Source organism: Candidatus Pantoea symbiotica (assembly GCF_056491525.1).
The window spans coordinates 2,597,888-2,614,057 of sequence record NZ_JBSZHR010000002.1; the positions used below are offsets into that span (position 1 = coordinate 2,597,888).

Consider the following 16,170-nt stretch of genomic DNA (forward strand, 5'->3'; position numbering starts at 1 on the left):
CAGCATGGGCAACGTCATCACGACACCCACGCCGGAAGTAAAGCCCCTATCGTTGCTGTCCAGCCAATGCTCAGGCCGCGCGGCTGCAAGATGACAAACACTATGGTCAAAACAAATATTGCGCCTGCCAGAAACATTGCGCCCCCAATGCATTCGAATAATAGAATGTGTTTGATAATTATTCACAACCCATAGCGGCGGAGTTCTTCAGCGATTCACGCACTTCATCACGTTGGCTATTCCAGGCCGTATCGATAATCGACGCAGCCCAGGCCGGCATATGCGGAGAAAGACGATAGTGAATCCACTTGCCTTCACGTCGATCCAGAATCAGCTTAGCATCGCGCAGCAAGGCAATGTGGCGTGAAATCTTTGGCTGTGATTGTTGGGTGACAGCGCAGAGATCGCAGACACATAACTCTCCGGCCTCTCGTAACAGTAAAACGATCGTCGTGCGCGTTTCGTCGGCCAGCAGTTTGAAAAGTTGAACAGGAAGCATCGATTTAGGTTCCAGTGAAAATTTAATACATATGTTAATTCACATGTGTTAGAAGTAAAGGCAGAATTTACAGACTGGAGATTTTCACATGACCTCATTTCCTGCCCTTGTGACTGAACACTTTGATCCTTCCATTGCCGAACAGACCGGTAAATCTGAGCTGCCACCGAAATTTCTCGTTCTTTACGGTTCGGTACGTGAGCGCTCCTTTAGCCGATTCTCGGCAGAAGAAGCCTCTCGCTTGCTGACCAGAATGGGCGCTGAGGTGAAAATATTTAACCCGTCGGGTTTACCGCTGCCTGATGATGCGCCTGAAACGCATGCAAAAGTGCAAGAGTTGCGGAGTTTGGTGAGGTGGTGCGATGGCATGGTGTGGAGCTCGCCAGAACGGCACGGCGCGATGAGCAGCATCCTGAAAGCGCAGATTGACTGGATTCCGCTGACGGAAGGCGCAATCCGTCCTTCGCAGGGCAAAACCCTTGCAGTGATGCAGGTGTGTGGCGGTTCCCAATCATTCAATGCCGTCAATCAGATGCGCGTGCTGGGTCGATGGATGCGTATGTTCACCATTCCCAATCAGTCTTCGATTGAGAAGGCGTGGCAGGAATTTGATGAAGAAGGCCGGATGAAACCCTCGGCGTACTATGATCGGATTGTTGATGTGGTCGAAGAGTTATTCAAAATCACGCTGATCCTGAAAGGCCACGCTGACTATCTCGCGGATCGCTATAGCGAACGTAAGGAGAGTCACCAACAACTCACAGCACGCGTTAATCAGGCGAAGATTTAAGGATGACTGGCTGATCGTGCCTGAACCCACAAGCATTATCAGATTATCGCCAGTAAATGAATAATTATTAGCTTTTAATCAGTAACTTACCGAAAGAAACCTAACCCGAGCCAGATCACATTTCTGGATAAATATGACAGCACTTCATCAAACTGAAACAAAACTGTCACAGAATTCTCTTACTCTTAGGTCTCTTGTTTTTTCGATGGAAACCATTATGGTCATCAAAGCAAAAAACCTGCAGGATGCGGAAGAACTCCTGCACTCGGGTATCAATAAAGTTGAACTGGCTTACGATATCGGCAGCGACGATTTCTTCCGTCTCGCCTCGCGTTGGTGCGATCGCGGTGCGCGCATCACCAAAGGCCATCAGCACTTCGTGGTGCAGATTAAAGGTATGGCGATTCCGCCAAACAACTAAAAGTAGGCGAGCCCCTTTGGCTTGCTCTCCATCCGGCTGACTGGTAAAACTACGTTTTCCGTCAGCCGTGATTTTTTATGTTCGCCTCTCAAACGCCGCTTGTTCTGCCCTCTTCCCCGTTTATCCGCGCTGCTGGCATGTCGCTGGATGTCGTACCGATCGCCTGGTGTGAATTTGATCAACAACACTGGCATGCCGAACTGCATCAGGCGTGGCAATTGCCGCTGCCCGCGTCGCTACAGTGCGCGGTGACCAAACGCAAAGCCGAGCATCTCGCGAGTCGTTGGCTGGTGCAGCAAAACCTTGCGCACTTCGGCTTACCGCATTTTGTATTGTGTAATGCACCTGATCGTTCACCGCTATGGCCCGCCGGCATTCAGGCGTCGCTGTCGCACACGCACAGCGTTGCGGTGATGGCTGCGACGCGCGAGCCATTGTGCATTGGCGTGGACGTTGAGCAGATAATGGCGGAGGAAACCGCTAATGAAACTGCTGAGATGTTAATGAACACGGCGGAAAAGCAGCGTCTGATGGCGCAACCTTTGCCCTTTGCCCAGGCCGCTACGCTGCTGTTTTCACTGAAAGAGAGTGTTTACAAAGCGCTGTGGCCGCAGTTGCATCAGCCGATGGATTTTCTTCAGGCGGAAGTCGTAGAGCTGGACGTGCAGCAAGGCCGCGCAACGCTGCGCTTGTGTCGGGATTTTGATAGGCATTTCACCACGGAAGTATTGCTGCAGGCGCGTTTCTGGCTGGCTGGAAACCGCGTGATTACACTGCTGACGCATCCGCTACCAAAATAAAAAACCGGCTCAGAAATAAACCCGAGCCGGTGACAACACAAGACGACAGAAAAGTGTTCCAGGGACGCAGAAACGAGGATTTCTGCTGGGAGTCACTTTACTCACTCCGCAACCTCTTGCCCAATAAGGGTTTTCGCTAAGCTTTCCCGGCTGGCGTTAATGGCCGGTATCGGTACGTTGCACCGCATCCAGCGTTGCCATCTCGCGTTCGTTGCCGGTCAACTCACTCAGCTGACCTTCGCGCATCTCCAGCAAGCGATCGGCATGGATAAAGTAGTGATCGTCGTGGCTGATGGCGAACACCGTTTTGCCCGATTCCTGTAACCACGGCAGCAGCTCACGATAGAAGATGCGACGGAAATGCGGATCCTGATCCGCTGCCCATTCGTCGAGCAGCAGGATGTCGCGCTCTTCGGCAGCCGCCAGCAGCAGCGCCAGTCGCTTGCTCTGCCCTTTCGACAGTTGCAGATTGAGCACCTTGTTACCTTCCAGCTTGAGTTTATCCTGCATCTTCAGACGCTCCAGCCACTGCTGCACCAGCGCAGGATTGGCCGGTTGCCCCTGGTCGCCGATCAAGCGATCAAACAGATGTACGTCAGTAAACACCGCCGAGAAATGTTTGCGATACGCATCGAGGTTTTGCCAGTCAACCACTTTGCCGTCCAGCAGTAAGCTGCCCGACTGCGGTTGATAGAGGCCAGTGAGCAGCATCGCCAGCGTCGATTTTCCGCTGCCGTTGCCGCCAATCAGGAACACCAACTCGCCGCGACGCAGCGTCAAATTGATCGGCCCAACCTGGAATCCGTGCTCGCCATAGTGGAAGCAGACATCGCGCAGCTCCAGCGTTTGCCAGTCGCTGACATTTGGCAGCGCCTTGAAGGTTTCTTCATACGGCGCCAGTTCGAAGGTGTTGAGTTTGCGGAAGGCAACCTGCGCGCTGAGCAGCGTCGGCAAAGCACCCACCGCCGCCAGCAGCGGTGTACGCAGGAACAGCAGCGTCAGCGAATAGGTTGCCGCCACAGCCGTGTTGGCCCAGCCCAATCCGTTCGCCATAAAGAACACGATGCCAATCGCGCCCAGCATCATGATATTCGACCAGTTCACCGCGCTGAGATGGAAGGTATCGGCACGCACAATATGGTGGCGATAGCTTTTGGCATTTTCCTGATAAACGCTGTCGTAAATCAGCTGCGCACGTTCGCGGTTGAGCTGCAACTCTTTGCGCCCTTCAATAATGGTCTGGAAATCGCGATATAGGTCATCTTCGATTTCACGCAGCTTAGCCATGTGCTGATAAACCCGTGACACCAGCAACCAGCCGCCAACCAGCGTCACCACCAGCCACAGGCAGGTGATCAGCAGCATTTTCGGCGAGAGCCAGGCGAGATAAAGTGCCGAACCGAGCGTAATAATGATGCCCTGAATCAGCTCGGGTAAACGCACGAAGGCGATGGTGATGGCGCGCACATCGCTGGTGAGACCGGCCAGCAACTGGGCATTGCCGATCTGTTCGATGCGCTCCACGCGCGTGTCGAGGATCCGTTTGATGAATTCGCCGCGCAGCCGCCAGACAAAGTGGTGGCCGAGCATGGTCAACGCCAGCTGTGAGCCGAGCGTCACCGCCATCAGCAGGAACAGTTGGCCAAGGAAACTTGGCAGCACCGAAATCGAGGTATTCACCGCGACGATCAGCTCATTATTGATATAGGCAATCAGGCCGATACCGAGCACGGCACTTAACAACGTGAGAAGAATAACGCCAATAAAAGGCCAGCGGTACTGGCGAAAAACGACTTGCAGCAATGCCATTAAAGGGTTCCAGCGGTCAATAAAGCAGCCTGCAGTTTAATGTCGCCTTGGCTGATAGCAAGAATAATTCTCATCTCATAGTTGCCTGAATGAATTGGTCGCCATGAATGGCGACCCTACGGATATATGGCGGGGTTTCGTAGGGTGCGCATTCATGCGCACCTGCATATAAACGCCGAAGATGCCTAAAAAGCGCGGCGGAAAGTGAGGTTGTAGCGGAACGCGCCCGCCTGCGGATGAATGCCGGGTTTGAGCGGCAAAATGCCGTGATAACGCAGGCGCGATGGCCCGCCCCACACCACAATATCGCCATGTTCCAGCAGCACGCGCTGGGTGGCATCACCGCGTTCGAAACCGCCGAACTGGAACACCGCAGGCAATCCTAATGAAACCGATACAATCGGCTGGCGCAGATCCTTCTCATCTTTATCCTGATGCAGCGTCAGTTTTGCGCCGGGTTCATAGCGGTTAATCAGGCAGGCATCAGGATTGAAACCGGCAAAGCCCGCTTCGCGTGCGGTGTGCTGCGCCAGTTCGCGGAATAGCGCGGGCATCGGCGGCCAATGGTGTCCGCTGTTGCTGTCCTGCTCGGTATATTGATAGCCGCGCGAATCGGTGGACCAGCCAAAATCGCCGCAGTTAGTCATCGCCACCGACATGCGATGGCCGCCGGGCGTGATGCGATGGGCAAAGGGATTCTTAGCGGCGACGTCGTGAATCGCCGCCAGCAGCGCATCAGCCTGTTCGCGGGCGCGACGTCGCAGAATCACCGCGCCATCCGCCAGCGGTTCCTGCCACGGCGCTTCGTCACTAAATAAATCCAGCATGTGCGCCTCCTTTATTGAGATGCCTGATCGATGAGGAAGGTTTTAAACTGCGGGGACATCCAGTGAGTAAAGCCGTCGCCCTGCTTGCTGATCAAATAAACCGCCAGATGCTCTTTTAACGCCAACGCTTTAGCGCGTTCGCTGCCGAGCACCATTAAACCGGTATCCCAGCCATCCGCTTCCAGCGCGGTGGTGGCAATCACCGTCGCCGAAACCAGCTTGTGCTCAATCGGTCTGCCCGTGGTGGGATCGATGACGTGCGAAATGCGTTTGCCGTCCAGTTCATAATAGTTGCGATAGCTGCCGGAAGTGCTGATGCCGTGCCCTTGCAGATCGACGCGCGCTTCCACCGCGTTTTCGCGATCGGTGGGTTTCTGGATCGCCACGCGCCACGGCTGTTGATTGGCATTAACGCCACGGCTCAATACCGCGCCACCCACCGAAACCAGATAATTGGTGATGCCTTGCTGCTCCATCAGGCGCGCCAGATGATCGGTGGCATAACCTTCGCCCATGGTGGAGAGATCGACATACAAGCCAGGCAAATCTTTCTGCAGCCATTGGCCGTCAACGCCCTGAATGACGCGCAGATGCTGCAAACCGGTCAGCGCTTTAGCGGCGGCGATTTCCGCCTCGCTGGGCGTGTGCGCTGGCTGCTTCGTCGGGCCAAAGCCCCACAGATTGACCAGCGGGCCGACGGTAATATCCATCGCACCCGAGGTTTTGTGCCCAATTCGCAGCGCTTCAGTGACAATATCCGCCATATCGGCGCTCACCGGCTGCGGAGTATTACCTTGATACTGATTAAAGCGCGACAGCACCGAATCACTTTTCCATGTCGAGAGTTCGCCGTCATCACGATCCAGCTGTTGCTGAATCAGCTGCTGCAACGCCGCTTTGCGCTGTTGATCAACGTCGGCAACACTGACGCGCCACACGGTTCCCATGGTTTTGCCTTCCAGTACCAACGCGGGTTGGCTACTGTTTTTTTCGCAACCGCTGAGTCCCAATGCCAGCAGGCTAATTAGCAGAATATTCTGAAAACGCATCAATTCCTCATCTGTAACGCATTACTACAGCCAATTACAAAGCATAACTCGCTTGTAAAGCAGTCTAAAGCTGCTTGATGTTCGATAAACGCTGACACAGGATAAGCGGTTCCTGCAACGTTATACCTACAGGAGCATCAGATGGTTTATATGATTGTCGCAATTACCGCCGCGCTATTTATTTATGGCAGTTTCAAATGTTGGCAGACTTACCGCCATCGCCTGATTCAGCACTATCCTGCTCGCCGACGTTAAATTATTGCACCAGAAAATCACCCTTCTGCACCGCTTCAGCGCTGGCGCAGTGTAGCAAAGTCGCTGCAAGGCGCGTGGCGCTGAGAGCGGTGCGCTGGCATGAATGCTGCATTGTTGAAGATGAGTTGAACTTCAGCGAGGTGCAGAATGGAAAATACTAAAACACAAAACAGTAAATGGCAGCACTGGCTTAGCTTCTCCGCCTTCACGCTGGCGGGTGTCGCGATGGAAGGCAGCCTGACCGCCATCACCAACCCGCCGCCGCAACCGGCGCCAAAAGCCAAAAAATGGCGCGGTATGCAATAACCGCTATAGCCCCAACTCACTCAGGCCCGGATGATCGTCCGGGCGCGTGCCAGCTGGCCAGTGGAACAGACGCTGGTCTGCGCGGATCGGCAGATCGTTGATGCAGGCGAATCGCTGAATCATCAAACCATCGGCGCCAAAGTGCCAGTTCTCATTGCCATAGCTGCGGATCCAGTTACCGCTGTCATCATGCCATTCATAGGCAAAGCGCACCGCCAGCTTATCTTCGTGCCACGCCCATAACTCTTTGATCAGTCGATAATCCAACTCTTTGACCCACTTGCGATGCAGGAAGGTCACGACTTCTGCGCGTCCATTGACGAATTCACTGCGATTGCGCCAGCGCGTGTCTTCGCTGTACACCAGCGAAACACGCTGCGCATCGCAGCTGTTCCAGGCATCTTCCGCCATGCGGACTTTCTGTAACGCGGTTTGTTGATTGAACGGTGGCACCAGCATGTTATTTCTCCCGATTATGTAGACAGGTCTGTCTACTTGATTCATCCTGCCGTATGTAGACAATTCTGTCTACATGCACACAAGGAATTTTTTATGCTTGAACCTCTGATCTTTGATGCCAGCGCATCCGCGCGCGATCGTATCTTGCTGTGCGCGCAGCAGTTGTTTTACCAACAGGGCATTCGTGCCACCGGCGTGGATAAGGTGATTGCAGAAGCGGGCGTGACTAAAGTGACCTTCTATCGTCACTTTCCGGCGAAAAATGCGCTGGTGCTGGCGTTTTTGCAGCAGCGTCATCAGCGCTGGATGCTGGCGTTTCGTCATGCGCTGAATCAGCACGCGGCGTTGATCGATGCCCTGCCCGCAGCGTTACTGAGCTGGTTCAGGGATGACGATTATCGCGGCTGCGCGTTTATCAATACCGCGGCGGAACTGGGCAGCACGTTACCGGAAGCCAGCGAAATTATTCGTCAGCATAAGCGTGAGATGGCGCAGGCGATAAGCGACAAGTTGATGCCTGAGCAGCAGGTAAAAACGGCGCAAATGGTGTTGCTGGTTGAGGGAGCGATTGTGCAGGTACAGATTGGCGAGGATGCGGAACTGGTGGTCGAGGTGCTGCGTGCCGCGCTGAATGCGCTACTGAAAACGGGAGCGTGACCGGCAAGTCACGCTCCATCACCCTTAGAACTGGTAAACCAAGCCCAGCGCTACGACGTCATCGGTATTGATACCGGCTGCGTCGGTGAAGTTGTTGTCGTCCAGCAGGTTGATCTGGTAATCAACATAGGTCGACATGTTTTTGTTGAAGTAGTAAGTTGCGCCTACATCAATGTATTTCTTCAGGTTCTGGCTGCCGTAACCTTCGATGTCAGTCCCGCGAGAAGAGACGAATGCCAGAGATGGACGCAGGCCGAAGTCGAATTGGTACTGTGCCACCAATTCCCAGTTATCTGCTTTGTTAGCGTAACCGTAAACAGTGCCGCTATCGCTCGCACCAAAACGCGTCGCGTTATATGAACGGCTGTACATTGCGGCCAGGTAAACGTTGTTAGCGTCATACTTCAGCGCGCCGCTGTAAGCTTCGGCTTTATCACCGCGACCAAGAATGTTAGCAGTGCGCGGATTATTACCATTCTGGTTATTGGTACGGTCAGACTGGAACATCGCTGCACCAATACCGAAACCTGAACCCAGATCATAAGTGGTGCTCAGACCGTAGCCATCACCGTTCTCGCCCAGTACATCACGACCAGAGCCAGTAGATTCGGTTGGGTTGTCGTTTTTGCCTTGATACTGAACCGCGAAGTTCCAGCCATCGACTAAACCGAAGAAGTTGGTATTACGATAGGTTGCGAGGCCGTTGCTGCGCTGGAACAGGAAGTTGTCCGCGCCGTAGGTATCGCCACCGAACTCAGGCAGAACGTCAGTCCATGCGCCGAGATCGTACATCACGCCGTAGTTACGGCCGTAATCGAATGAACCTGCATCACCAAATTTCAGACCAGCAAAACCAACACGCGTAAAGCTATTAGCGGTGCCTTCGCTTTCTGCAGTGTTCAGTGCTGCCTGATATTCCCACTGGCCGTAACCGGTCAGCTGATCGGTCACCTGAGTTTCACCTTTGAAGCCAAAACGCAGGTAAGACTGGTCACCGTCTGAGCTAGAGTTATCAGAGAAATAATGCAGACCATCCACTTTGCCGTAGAGGTCTAATTTGTTGCCATCTTTGTTGTAAATTTCAGCTGCGCTTGCTGATCCTGCAACCAGCAATGCAGGAATCATCAGGGAGAGAACGCGACGTTTCATTTTATTACCCTCTTTAATGTGCCTTTATTTTTGCCACTGCGAGCTGAACGATTAAAAATTCAGCCGGCAAGCCATTGTTATTTTATGTTGGGCAATAATCTATCACGAAAATGCTACTAAATTTCCAAAACTGTTTCATTCTATTTAATAGTTATTTCAGTATGTAAATATCGGGGAACTAATAACCAGCACAGATAGGTAAAAAATATAGCACTTTTTGACAACATATAATTTAATCGTTTAAAAACATAAGATTACATAAGTTGCATTTCCGCACTGAATGACAAAACTCTAACCTATCCAGAGCATACAATTATCCCCGCTATCATCATTTATTTCATTATTACCTTCATTCACCCCGAATGATTTGATTTACCCTAATTTCCCGCCGGGCTAGATTGCCCGGCATTTTTTTGCCCGAAATTCAGGTGTCACCTTATATTCCGTAAAGTTAATTATGCGGGTTAAATTAACCACAATAATCGCTACGCATTATTTGTCTCTTTCCGCACATTTTGTTCAATTCATAGTCTTAAAATGGCAATGTTAATTTCGGCACGTAACAAAGATTGCTGCAATAATAGCCGGTGCAGATTATCAACGCTCACGCAGTGATTCCTTCGCTTTATTCAGCGGCTTAAGTAAATAATCCATGACGGTTTTCTGACCGGTTTTAATTTCAACATTGGCCACCATGCCGGGCATGATGGCGAATTTGCGTCCGCTTTTATTGGTCAGCTCGGCTTTTTGCGTGCGCACATAGACGCGATAGTAAAATTCGTCGTGGCGCACGTCGTCCTGCAACGTATCGGGTGAAACGGTTTCGACTTCTCCGCGCAGATCGCCATAGATGGAAGCGTCGTAGGCGGTGATCTTCACTGCCGCAGGCAAACCTGGGCGAATGTAGCCGATATCGCGCGGATTGATGCGCGTCTCAATCAGCAGCTGATCCTCCAGCGGCACAATCTCCATCAGCTTGCCACCCGGCTCCAGCACGCCGCCCACGGTGGTGACGCGCACATCTTTCACAATGCCGCGTACCGGCGAAATCAGCGTGGTGCGTGTCAACGGATCCTGTTTTCCCGCCGCCACCTGCAATTGCGCATCCAGCTCACCGTTGTTCTTCACCTGCTCTTCGTGAGCGCGCACATAATAATCGTTGCGCGCTTCGTCGATTTTGCCGCGCAGATCGCTCACCTGGCGACGCAGACGAATCACGTCCACCTTGCCCGCCGCCCCGCGCAGCATCAGCGGTTCCGTCACGTTGAGTTCTGCCTGCACCAACGTCAGCGATTGCTGCAAATTACCGATGGTCTCGATAAAGTTCTGCCGCCGTGCCTGATAGAGCTGCGTTTCACGCGCCACCAGCTCGGGATGTTGCAGGATATCGGTACTGAATTTCAGTGGCGTATCGCTGAGCTCGGCCTGTAAACGTTCAGAGGAGGCACGCAGCGTGCGTACCCGCGCAATCGCTTCACCAAAATTGGTTTGAAAGCGCGTGGGATCGAGCGTTGCCAGCACCTCGCCGCGTTGCACAATATTGCCTTCGTGCACATCGAGCTGTTTGACGATCCCGCCATCGAGGCTATCAATGATCTGCGCGCGGCTGGAAGGCGTGACTTTGCCGATGCCCACCGTCACTTCATCCAGCACCGCAAAGTGCGCCCACAGCAGAAACAGCAGCAGCGCTACCACGCACAACCAGATGATGGCCGAGGTGCGACGTTCACGCCGCGCCAGATCTTTATCCAACAGCACTACACTCATGCCGCATCTCCTTTTTTACTGGCGGCATGACGCAGAATCTCGTCGCGCGCGCCATCAGCCACAATACGGCCGTTATCCATCACGATAATGCGATCAACCATGCGCAGCAGCGCGGGACGATGCGTCACCAGCACCAGCGTGCGCCCGGTTACCCATTGCGCCAGCTGACGAATCACCTGCGCTTCCAGCTGTTCATCCATCGCCGCCGTCGGTTCATCCAGCAGCACTACCTGCGGCTGGCGCAGAATCAACCGACTGAGCAGCACCATTTGCCGCTGGCCGCCGGACAAGCCGCGTCCGCCCTCATGAATAATGCGATCGAGACTGGCAGCGTCCTGCTGCACCAGCGCTAACGCGCCGCTGATGCGCAGCGCCTGCAGCATCTCCTGCTCGCTGGCGTGCGGATTCCCGAGCAGCAGGTTCTGGCGCAGCGTACCGAAAAACAGCCGCGCATCCTGCGACAGCCAGCCAAGCTGGCGCCGCAGATCGACCGGATCGATGCAGGTGAGATCGACGCCGTCCACCAGCACTTTTCCCTGGCTGGCGCGCGCCTGACCGGCCAGCATTTTCAGCAGCGTCGATTTACCCGCGCCGACTTTACCGAGGATCGCCACACGTTCGCCGGGCGTGATCTGCAGCTGCGGAATGTTGAGCACGCTATTCCCGCTCTCCTCTTCGTAGCGGTAATGCACGTTTTGCAATTGATAGCTGCCGGTGAGCACCGGACAGTGCGCCAGCGTGGCGTGATCGGGTTGGTCGAGCGGCTTTTTCAGCAGCTCATCCAGCCCTTTCATTGCCGATTTAGCATGCTGCCAGCGCGAGAACACCATGGTGAGCTGCATCAGCGGCGCGATGGTGCGTGACGAGAGCAAGCTGCACGCCACTAGCGTGCCGGTGGTGATCTGATTGTCGAGCACCAGATAGACACCGAACACCAACATGCCGGCATAGGTGAGCTGCTGCACGCTGGCCGACCAACCGGTGAGGCGCGCACCCCACAAACGTTGTTGATTGCTGATGGCCGCGCTGACTTCGTGCGTTTGCTCCCATTGCCGCTGAAAATAGGGTTCCGCTTGCAGCGCTTTGATGTCTTCGACGCCTTCAAGGGTTTCCACCAGCACCGCCTGGCGCAGCGCGCTTTCACGCAACCCTTCCTGCGCCAGCCGCGCCATTGGGATTTGCACCAGCAAGCCGGGAATGACAATCAGCGGAATCGCCAGTAACGGAATCAGCACCAGCCAGCCGCCAATCGACGCCATGATCAGCAGAAACAGCAGCACAAACGGCAGGTCGGCGGCGGCATTCACCGTGGTGGAAGTCAGCAGCTCGCGTACCTGATCAATTTCACGCAGTTGGGCAATAAAGGAGCCGGTAGAACGCGGACGCGCTTCGTTGCGGATATTCATCGCCCGCGCGAACAGCATGGCGGATATTTTCAGGTCGATGCGTTTGCCCATCAGATCGGAAACCTGGGTGCGCATCAGGCGAATCAGATACTCGATCGCCGCCGCCAGCACCACACCGGCAAACAGCACCCACAACGTCGGCTGCGACTGCGCCGGAATCACCCGATCGTAGACCTGCATGGAAAACAGAATTCCCGCCAGCGCCAGCACGTTACCGACCAGCGAGGCCAGGCTGATTTCCGCGATGCGCCGTTTCATGCCACGAAAGTTATGCCAGAACCAGTGCGGCTGATACGGCTGCACAAACTCGTCGATGCGCGCATCGCGCGCCCGTGCCGCCACGCCAATTACGCCAACCTGCATGTCTGCCTGCAGTAACAAATCTTGCAGCTGACCTGCGCGCACCACATCGCCACTTTCGCTCAGCCAGTAACGCACGCCACCATTGCTATCCACCTCTTCAATCAACGCCACGCTGCCGTTTTCCAGCAGCAGCAACACCGGCACGATTTCCTGCCGCCAGCGCAGTTTGCTATGCGGCACCAGCATGAAATGCAGGCCTAACAGCCCGGCTAAACGTTCTAGTTGTTGCGTGGGTGCCAGATGTTGAAACCAGCGCATCTGCTGACGCAGCGTGCTGGCGTCTGCTGGTTTACCGAAGCGTGCCGCCACGCGCAGCATCGCCGCGATGCCGTTGTCGCTGTTGAAGGGTTGTGCAGTCATCCCTGTTGTCCCGTGAGCAATGAGAGTGGGCTGGCAACCGCTAGCCGAGGTCGCTAGCGGTTGATGTGCGGATTAAGCAAGGTTCTGAACCTGATGTTGCTGCAGATGATCGGCGAGGGTGTAGCTGCTATCGCTGGCGTTATAGTGGCTTTCCGTGGCGCGCGCATCGCTATGCGGAACGGCGGCGGCGCTGTCGCCTGACGGCTGATTCAGCGTAACGGTCGGCACCTGATGCGTAGCGACGTTGAACAGGTTCTCGATGATTTGCGTGTCGTGGTTACCGTACTCATCCCAGCGCGTGGCCAGCGGCGACACTTCACCATCCGGCAGCGCCTGCAGATCTTCGGCGCTGATGGTCACCATGCCATTGACCGGCGTGTAGTTTTTGCCGTTGAGCGTCAGCTCCTTTACGCCTTCGAGATAGAAACTGAGATCGTGCTGTGCTTCCTGCTGACTCAGCGTGGTATCGCCGCCAATATCAATTTCGTAATAGATGTCTGGCAGTTTGGTGACCACGTTGAGTTCCAGCAATGCGTCGGTGCTGTTGCCGGCGCCATCCTGTGCATATACGCGCACTTCGCCCAGTGAAATAAAATTCGCTACGTCACTGGACGGAATCGTCACCTGCCAGTGACCATCGCTGCCAATCTGTGCGTGATAGACCGCATCACCGCTGCACAGCAACAGTTGCTGGCCCGGCACCATCACCGAGAGGTCGCCGCTAAAGGTGAGATCGTTTTGGCTCTCTTCTTTATTGATCACGTTGTCCGCGGTGACCTTATCGAAGCTGATGTGCGGCAAACTGCTGACGTGGGTAATTAAGGTGACATCCTGCTGATAAGCGGTGGTTTTGCCGTTGGGATCGGTGGCGCTGACTTTCAGGCTATAGATGCCATCCTGTAATGCCTGAAGATCATGTGAGGGAATGGCGGCGGTCCATTCGCCTTTGTCATTAACGCCGCCAATATATTTATTACCGGCTAAGATCACCGTAATGTGGCTGTTCGCCGGCATATGCGTGACGCTACCGTGTACTTCCACGCCGTAAATCCCTTCTGCCACGTTGACCGCGTTATCGCCGCTGATCGGATCTACCGTTAGCGTTGGCTTGATGGTTTTATCCACGTAAACCCCGAAGCCCACCTGCGTATCGGTGCTGTTGCCGGCTTTATCGGTGATGGTTAGCGTCAGCGAATAGGCGCCGTCAGCTAGTCCGTTGAGCACCGAAGGCGGCATCGAGGCATTCCAGTAACCCCATTTATTCACCGTGCTGTGCCAGCTTTCACCGTTAAAACTCAGCGTCACGGTGGCGCCGGGTTCGGATTCGGCGCGGCCGCGCAGGTGAATGTTCCTGCCGGATTCCCACGCGGCGATCACACCATCCATCGCAATGGGTTCATACGGACGTAGCGGCGCAGGTGGCGTGGTATCTACGCTGCGCGTTTGCAGAGTTGACGTGTCGTCTACCACCGGATAAAGGCTGACCGCAGATTGCAGAATCGCCGCTAATTGTTGTTCTGATTGACGTGAAGACATAGGTAACCTCGTTACAGGGAATGTATTGCAGCGGCCATTAAGCTTATTAATGATTTAAGCGTACCGGTGCGCCATACAGGCCGTTAATAAACGGTCCGCTTCACCTGATGAAAACGGGTTACCAGCAGGTAACAAGGATTAAAAGAAGACACAGCAAAACTCTCCCAATCGGGAGAAATAATCTCGATCTCGCTATATTCCGCATCGGGAGCCGATGGGATGACTAACATATCGGTTTTAGGTGGTCGCTGCCTATTGGCGAAAATCCGGAAATGCGTGCTTTGCGACAGCGCCAAAAAATTGACGTGTAAGCCGCGTGTGGCGCGGAATCTTTCATCAGTATACTGCATCATTCAGCAGAAAAAATTTTACTTAAGTCACTCCAGTTATGGCTGGCACATGCCAGGAAAGTTCTGGAAAAGCGTAGCGATGCGTGAAAAATCGGTAATATGCCTGTTTCTGGCGTTTAATCGCTGCCATCCGAATTGTCTGATGCGCGGTGTGACGCCCGCTTTGATGCTAAACTTCGTCGCTTCAACCGCTACTGAAAAATACTCTTTATGACAGCACTGGACGCCGCGCCGCACAATAAATTGCATCACCGTGTCAATCTTGGGACACGCATCGTTTTCCTTATCGCCGGATTGGGCATGTCTGCATGGGCACCGCTGGTGCCGTTCGCCAGCCAGCGTCTGGCGTTGAGCGGCGCGTCATTGGGCGGTTTGCTGCTGTGTTTAGGTATTGGCTCGCTGGCGGCGATGCCGATTACCGGCGGTTTAATCGCGCGTTTCGGTGGTCGTCGGGTGATGTTGTGCTCCACGCTGGTGGTGCTGGCGGTATTACCGCTGCTGGCGACGCTCGATGTGATGTGGCTGATGGCCGCCACCTTGATGGTGTTTGGTGCCGGACTCGGCATGCTAGATGTGGCGATGAACGTGCAGGCGGTGGAAGTGGAAAAAGCCGCACGCAAGCCGATGATGTCCGGTTTCCACGGTTTCTTTAGCCTCGGCGGCATTATCGGCGCGGGCTCCGTCAGCCTGCTGCTCGGCAGCGGCCTGACGCCGTTGCAAGCGGTTGGCGCGGTGATGGTGCTGATTGTGTTGCTGCTGGTGTGGAGCCTGCCAACGCTGATGACCGAGCGCCTGCATCAGCCCGATCAACCGTGGCTGGTGATCCCGCGCGGCTGGGTGGCTTTCCTCGGTTTGCTCTGCTTTATTCTGTTTCTTGCCGAAGGCGCGGTGCTGGATTGGGGCGCGCTGTTGCTGCTGCAAAGCCCGGATATGAGCCCGGCGCACGCCGGTTTAGGTTATGCGGTGTTCTCGGTGGCGATGACCATTGGTCGCCTCACCGGCGATAAAGTGATTCAACGCTTTGGCCGTTATCCGGTGATGTTGACCGGTGCGTTAGCCGCTGCAGCGGGCATGACGCTGGCGGTGTTGTTACCCTGGCCGCAAATCGCGCTGCTGGCTTTCCTGCTGGTGGGTTTTGGTCTCGCCAATACGGTACCGATGTTGTTCAATGCTGCCGGGAATCAACACGATATGCCGTCGAATCTGGCGATTTCGGCCATGACAACGTTAGGCTATGCAGGTATTCTTTCAGGTCCGGCTTTAATCGGATTAATTTCCCAGTGGATCAGCCTGAGTGGTGCATTTTTGCTTATCGCTCTGCTGCTGCTGGCCGTCGCTGCCAGTGCCCGACGGGTTGCGCGCTAATT

Annotated in this window: 16 protein-coding genes and 1 pseudogene; 7 read left to right on the forward strand and 10 right to left on the reverse strand. The window is 54.6% G+C overall.

The genetic code is table 11. The annotated features are described in order from the left end of the window. Nucleotides 1–35 precede the first annotated feature (35 nt). Nucleotides 36–137: pseudogene (locus ACXIZX_RS12640) on the reverse strand (ArsB/NhaD family transporter); the annotation flags it as partial. Nucleotides 138–178: 41 nt separating this feature from the next. Further along, on the reverse strand, nt 179–499 hold the full coding sequence (locus tag ACXIZX_RS12645) for a metalloregulator ArsR/SmtB family transcription factor (RefSeq protein ID WP_479404292.1): 321 nt from the start codon (nt 497–499) through the stop codon (nt 179–181). A gap of 88 nt (nt 500–587) precedes the next feature. On the opposite strand from ACXIZX_RS12645, the gene arsH reads away from it, so the two are divergent. The 3 genes from arsH (at nt 588) to ACXIZX_RS12660 (ending at nt 2,510) form a co-directional block, all read left to right on the forward strand. Beyond that, a complete protein-coding gene (arsH, locus tag ACXIZX_RS12650) occupies nt 588–1,289 on the forward strand; it encodes an arsenical resistance protein ArsH (protein WP_479404293.1) in 702 nt (233 codons plus the stop codon). Between the two features lie 217 nt (nt 1,290–1,506). Continuing rightward, complete coding sequence (locus tag ACXIZX_RS12655; RefSeq protein WP_008105079.1) at nt 1,507–1,710, forward strand: hypothetical protein; 204 nt, start codon at nt 1,507–1,509, stop codon at nt 1,708–1,710. A 77-nt stretch (nt 1,711–1,787) separates the two neighbouring features. Continuing rightward, the gene (locus ACXIZX_RS12660; RefSeq protein WP_179450063.1) at nt 1,788–2,510 is read left to right on the forward strand and encodes a 4'-phosphopantetheinyl transferase family protein; all 723 of its coding nucleotides are present in this window, start codon (nt 1,788–1,790) and stop codon (nt 2,508–2,510) included. Between the two features lie 156 nt (nt 2,511–2,666). Here ACXIZX_RS12660 and ACXIZX_RS12665 read toward each other — a convergent pair whose 3' ends face one another. From ACXIZX_RS12665 to apbE, 3 genes are all read right to left on the reverse strand, one after another. Further along, nucleotides 2,667–4,319 carry a multidrug ABC transporter permease/ATP-binding protein gene (locus ACXIZX_RS12665; RefSeq protein ID WP_479404294.1) on the reverse strand — a complete coding sequence of 551 codons (1,653 nt, stop codon included), beginning with the start codon at nt 4,317–4,319 and terminating at the stop codon, nt 2,667–2,669. Nucleotides 4,320–4,504: 185 nt separating this feature from the next. After that, nucleotides 4,505–5,146, reverse strand: coding sequence for a DNA oxidative demethylase AlkB (gene alkB / locus ACXIZX_RS12670; protein ID WP_312664696.1), 642 nt, complete (start codon nt 5,144–5,146; stop codon nt 4,505–4,507). Between the two features lie 11 nt (nt 5,147–5,157). Next, entirely contained in the window at nt 5,158–6,195 is a 1,038-nt protein-coding gene (gene apbE / locus ACXIZX_RS12675) for an FAD:protein FMN transferase ApbE (protein ID WP_479404295.1), read from the reverse strand. Nucleotides 6,196–6,597: 402 nt separating this feature from the next. On the opposite strand from apbE, the gene ACXIZX_RS12680 reads away from it, so the two are divergent. Next, nucleotides 6,598–6,756 (forward strand): hypothetical protein, encoded by a 159-nt coding sequence (locus tag ACXIZX_RS12680; protein ID WP_176973727.1) that lies wholly within the window; start codon nt 6,598–6,600, stop codon nt 6,754–6,756. A 3-nt stretch (nt 6,757–6,759) separates the two neighbouring features. Here ACXIZX_RS12680 and ACXIZX_RS12685 read toward each other — a convergent pair whose 3' ends face one another. Further along, on the reverse strand, nt 6,760–7,215 hold the full coding sequence (locus ACXIZX_RS12685) for a nuclear transport factor 2 family protein (protein WP_479404296.1): 456 nt from the start codon (nt 7,213–7,215) through the stop codon (nt 6,760–6,762). Between the two features lie 93 nt (nt 7,216–7,308). Here ACXIZX_RS12685 and ACXIZX_RS12690 point away from each other — a divergent pair, with 93 nt between their 5' ends. Then, entirely contained in the window at nt 7,309–7,872 is a 564-nt protein-coding gene (locus ACXIZX_RS12690; RefSeq protein WP_179450052.1) for a TetR/AcrR family transcriptional regulator, read from the forward strand. A 24-nt stretch (nt 7,873–7,896) separates the two neighbouring features. On the opposite strand, the gene ompC is transcribed toward ACXIZX_RS12690, so the two are convergent. The 4 genes from ompC to ACXIZX_RS12710 all read right to left on the reverse strand — a co-directional run bounded on the left by ompC (nt 7,897) and on the right by ACXIZX_RS12710 (nt 14,453). Continuing rightward, nucleotides 7,897–9,021, reverse strand: a complete 1,125-nt coding sequence (ompC, locus tag ACXIZX_RS12695) for a porin OmpC (RefSeq protein ID WP_008105096.1) — start codon at nt 9,019–9,021, stop codon at nt 7,897–7,899. A 597-nt stretch (nt 9,022–9,618) separates the two neighbouring features. Further along, a complete protein-coding gene (locus tag ACXIZX_RS12700; RefSeq protein ID WP_479404297.1) occupies nt 9,619–10,788 on the reverse strand; it encodes a beta-barrel domain-containing protein in 1,170 nt (389 codons plus the stop codon). Further along, nucleotides 10,785–12,917 (reverse strand): type I secretion system permease/ATPase, encoded by a 2,133-nt coding sequence (locus ACXIZX_RS12705; protein ID WP_479404298.1) that lies wholly within the window; start codon nt 12,915–12,917, stop codon nt 10,785–10,787. The genes ACXIZX_RS12700 and ACXIZX_RS12705 overlap by 4 nt, the downstream gene beginning before the upstream one ends. Before the next feature lie 72 nt (nt 12,918–12,989). Next, on the reverse strand, nt 12,990–14,453 hold the full coding sequence (locus ACXIZX_RS12710; RefSeq protein WP_479404299.1) for an Ig-like domain-containing protein: 1,464 nt from the start codon (nt 14,451–14,453) through the stop codon (nt 12,990–12,992). Nucleotides 14,454–14,672: 219 nt separating this feature from the next. Between ACXIZX_RS12710 and ACXIZX_RS12715 the strand changes: the two genes are divergently transcribed. Both ACXIZX_RS12715 and ACXIZX_RS12720 read left to right on the forward strand, forming a co-directional pair. After that, on the forward strand, nt 14,673–15,017 hold the full coding sequence (locus ACXIZX_RS12715; protein ID WP_479404300.1) for a hypothetical protein: 345 nt from the start codon (nt 14,673–14,675) through the stop codon (nt 15,015–15,017). After that, nucleotides 15,014–16,168: an MFS transporter gene (locus ACXIZX_RS12720; RefSeq protein WP_154155848.1), complete on the forward strand. Its 1,155-nt coding sequence runs from the start codon at nt 15,014–15,016 to the stop codon at nt 16,166–16,168. Before ACXIZX_RS12715 ends, ACXIZX_RS12720 begins: the two co-directional genes overlap by 4 nt. Nucleotides 16,169–16,170 lie beyond the last annotated feature (2 nt).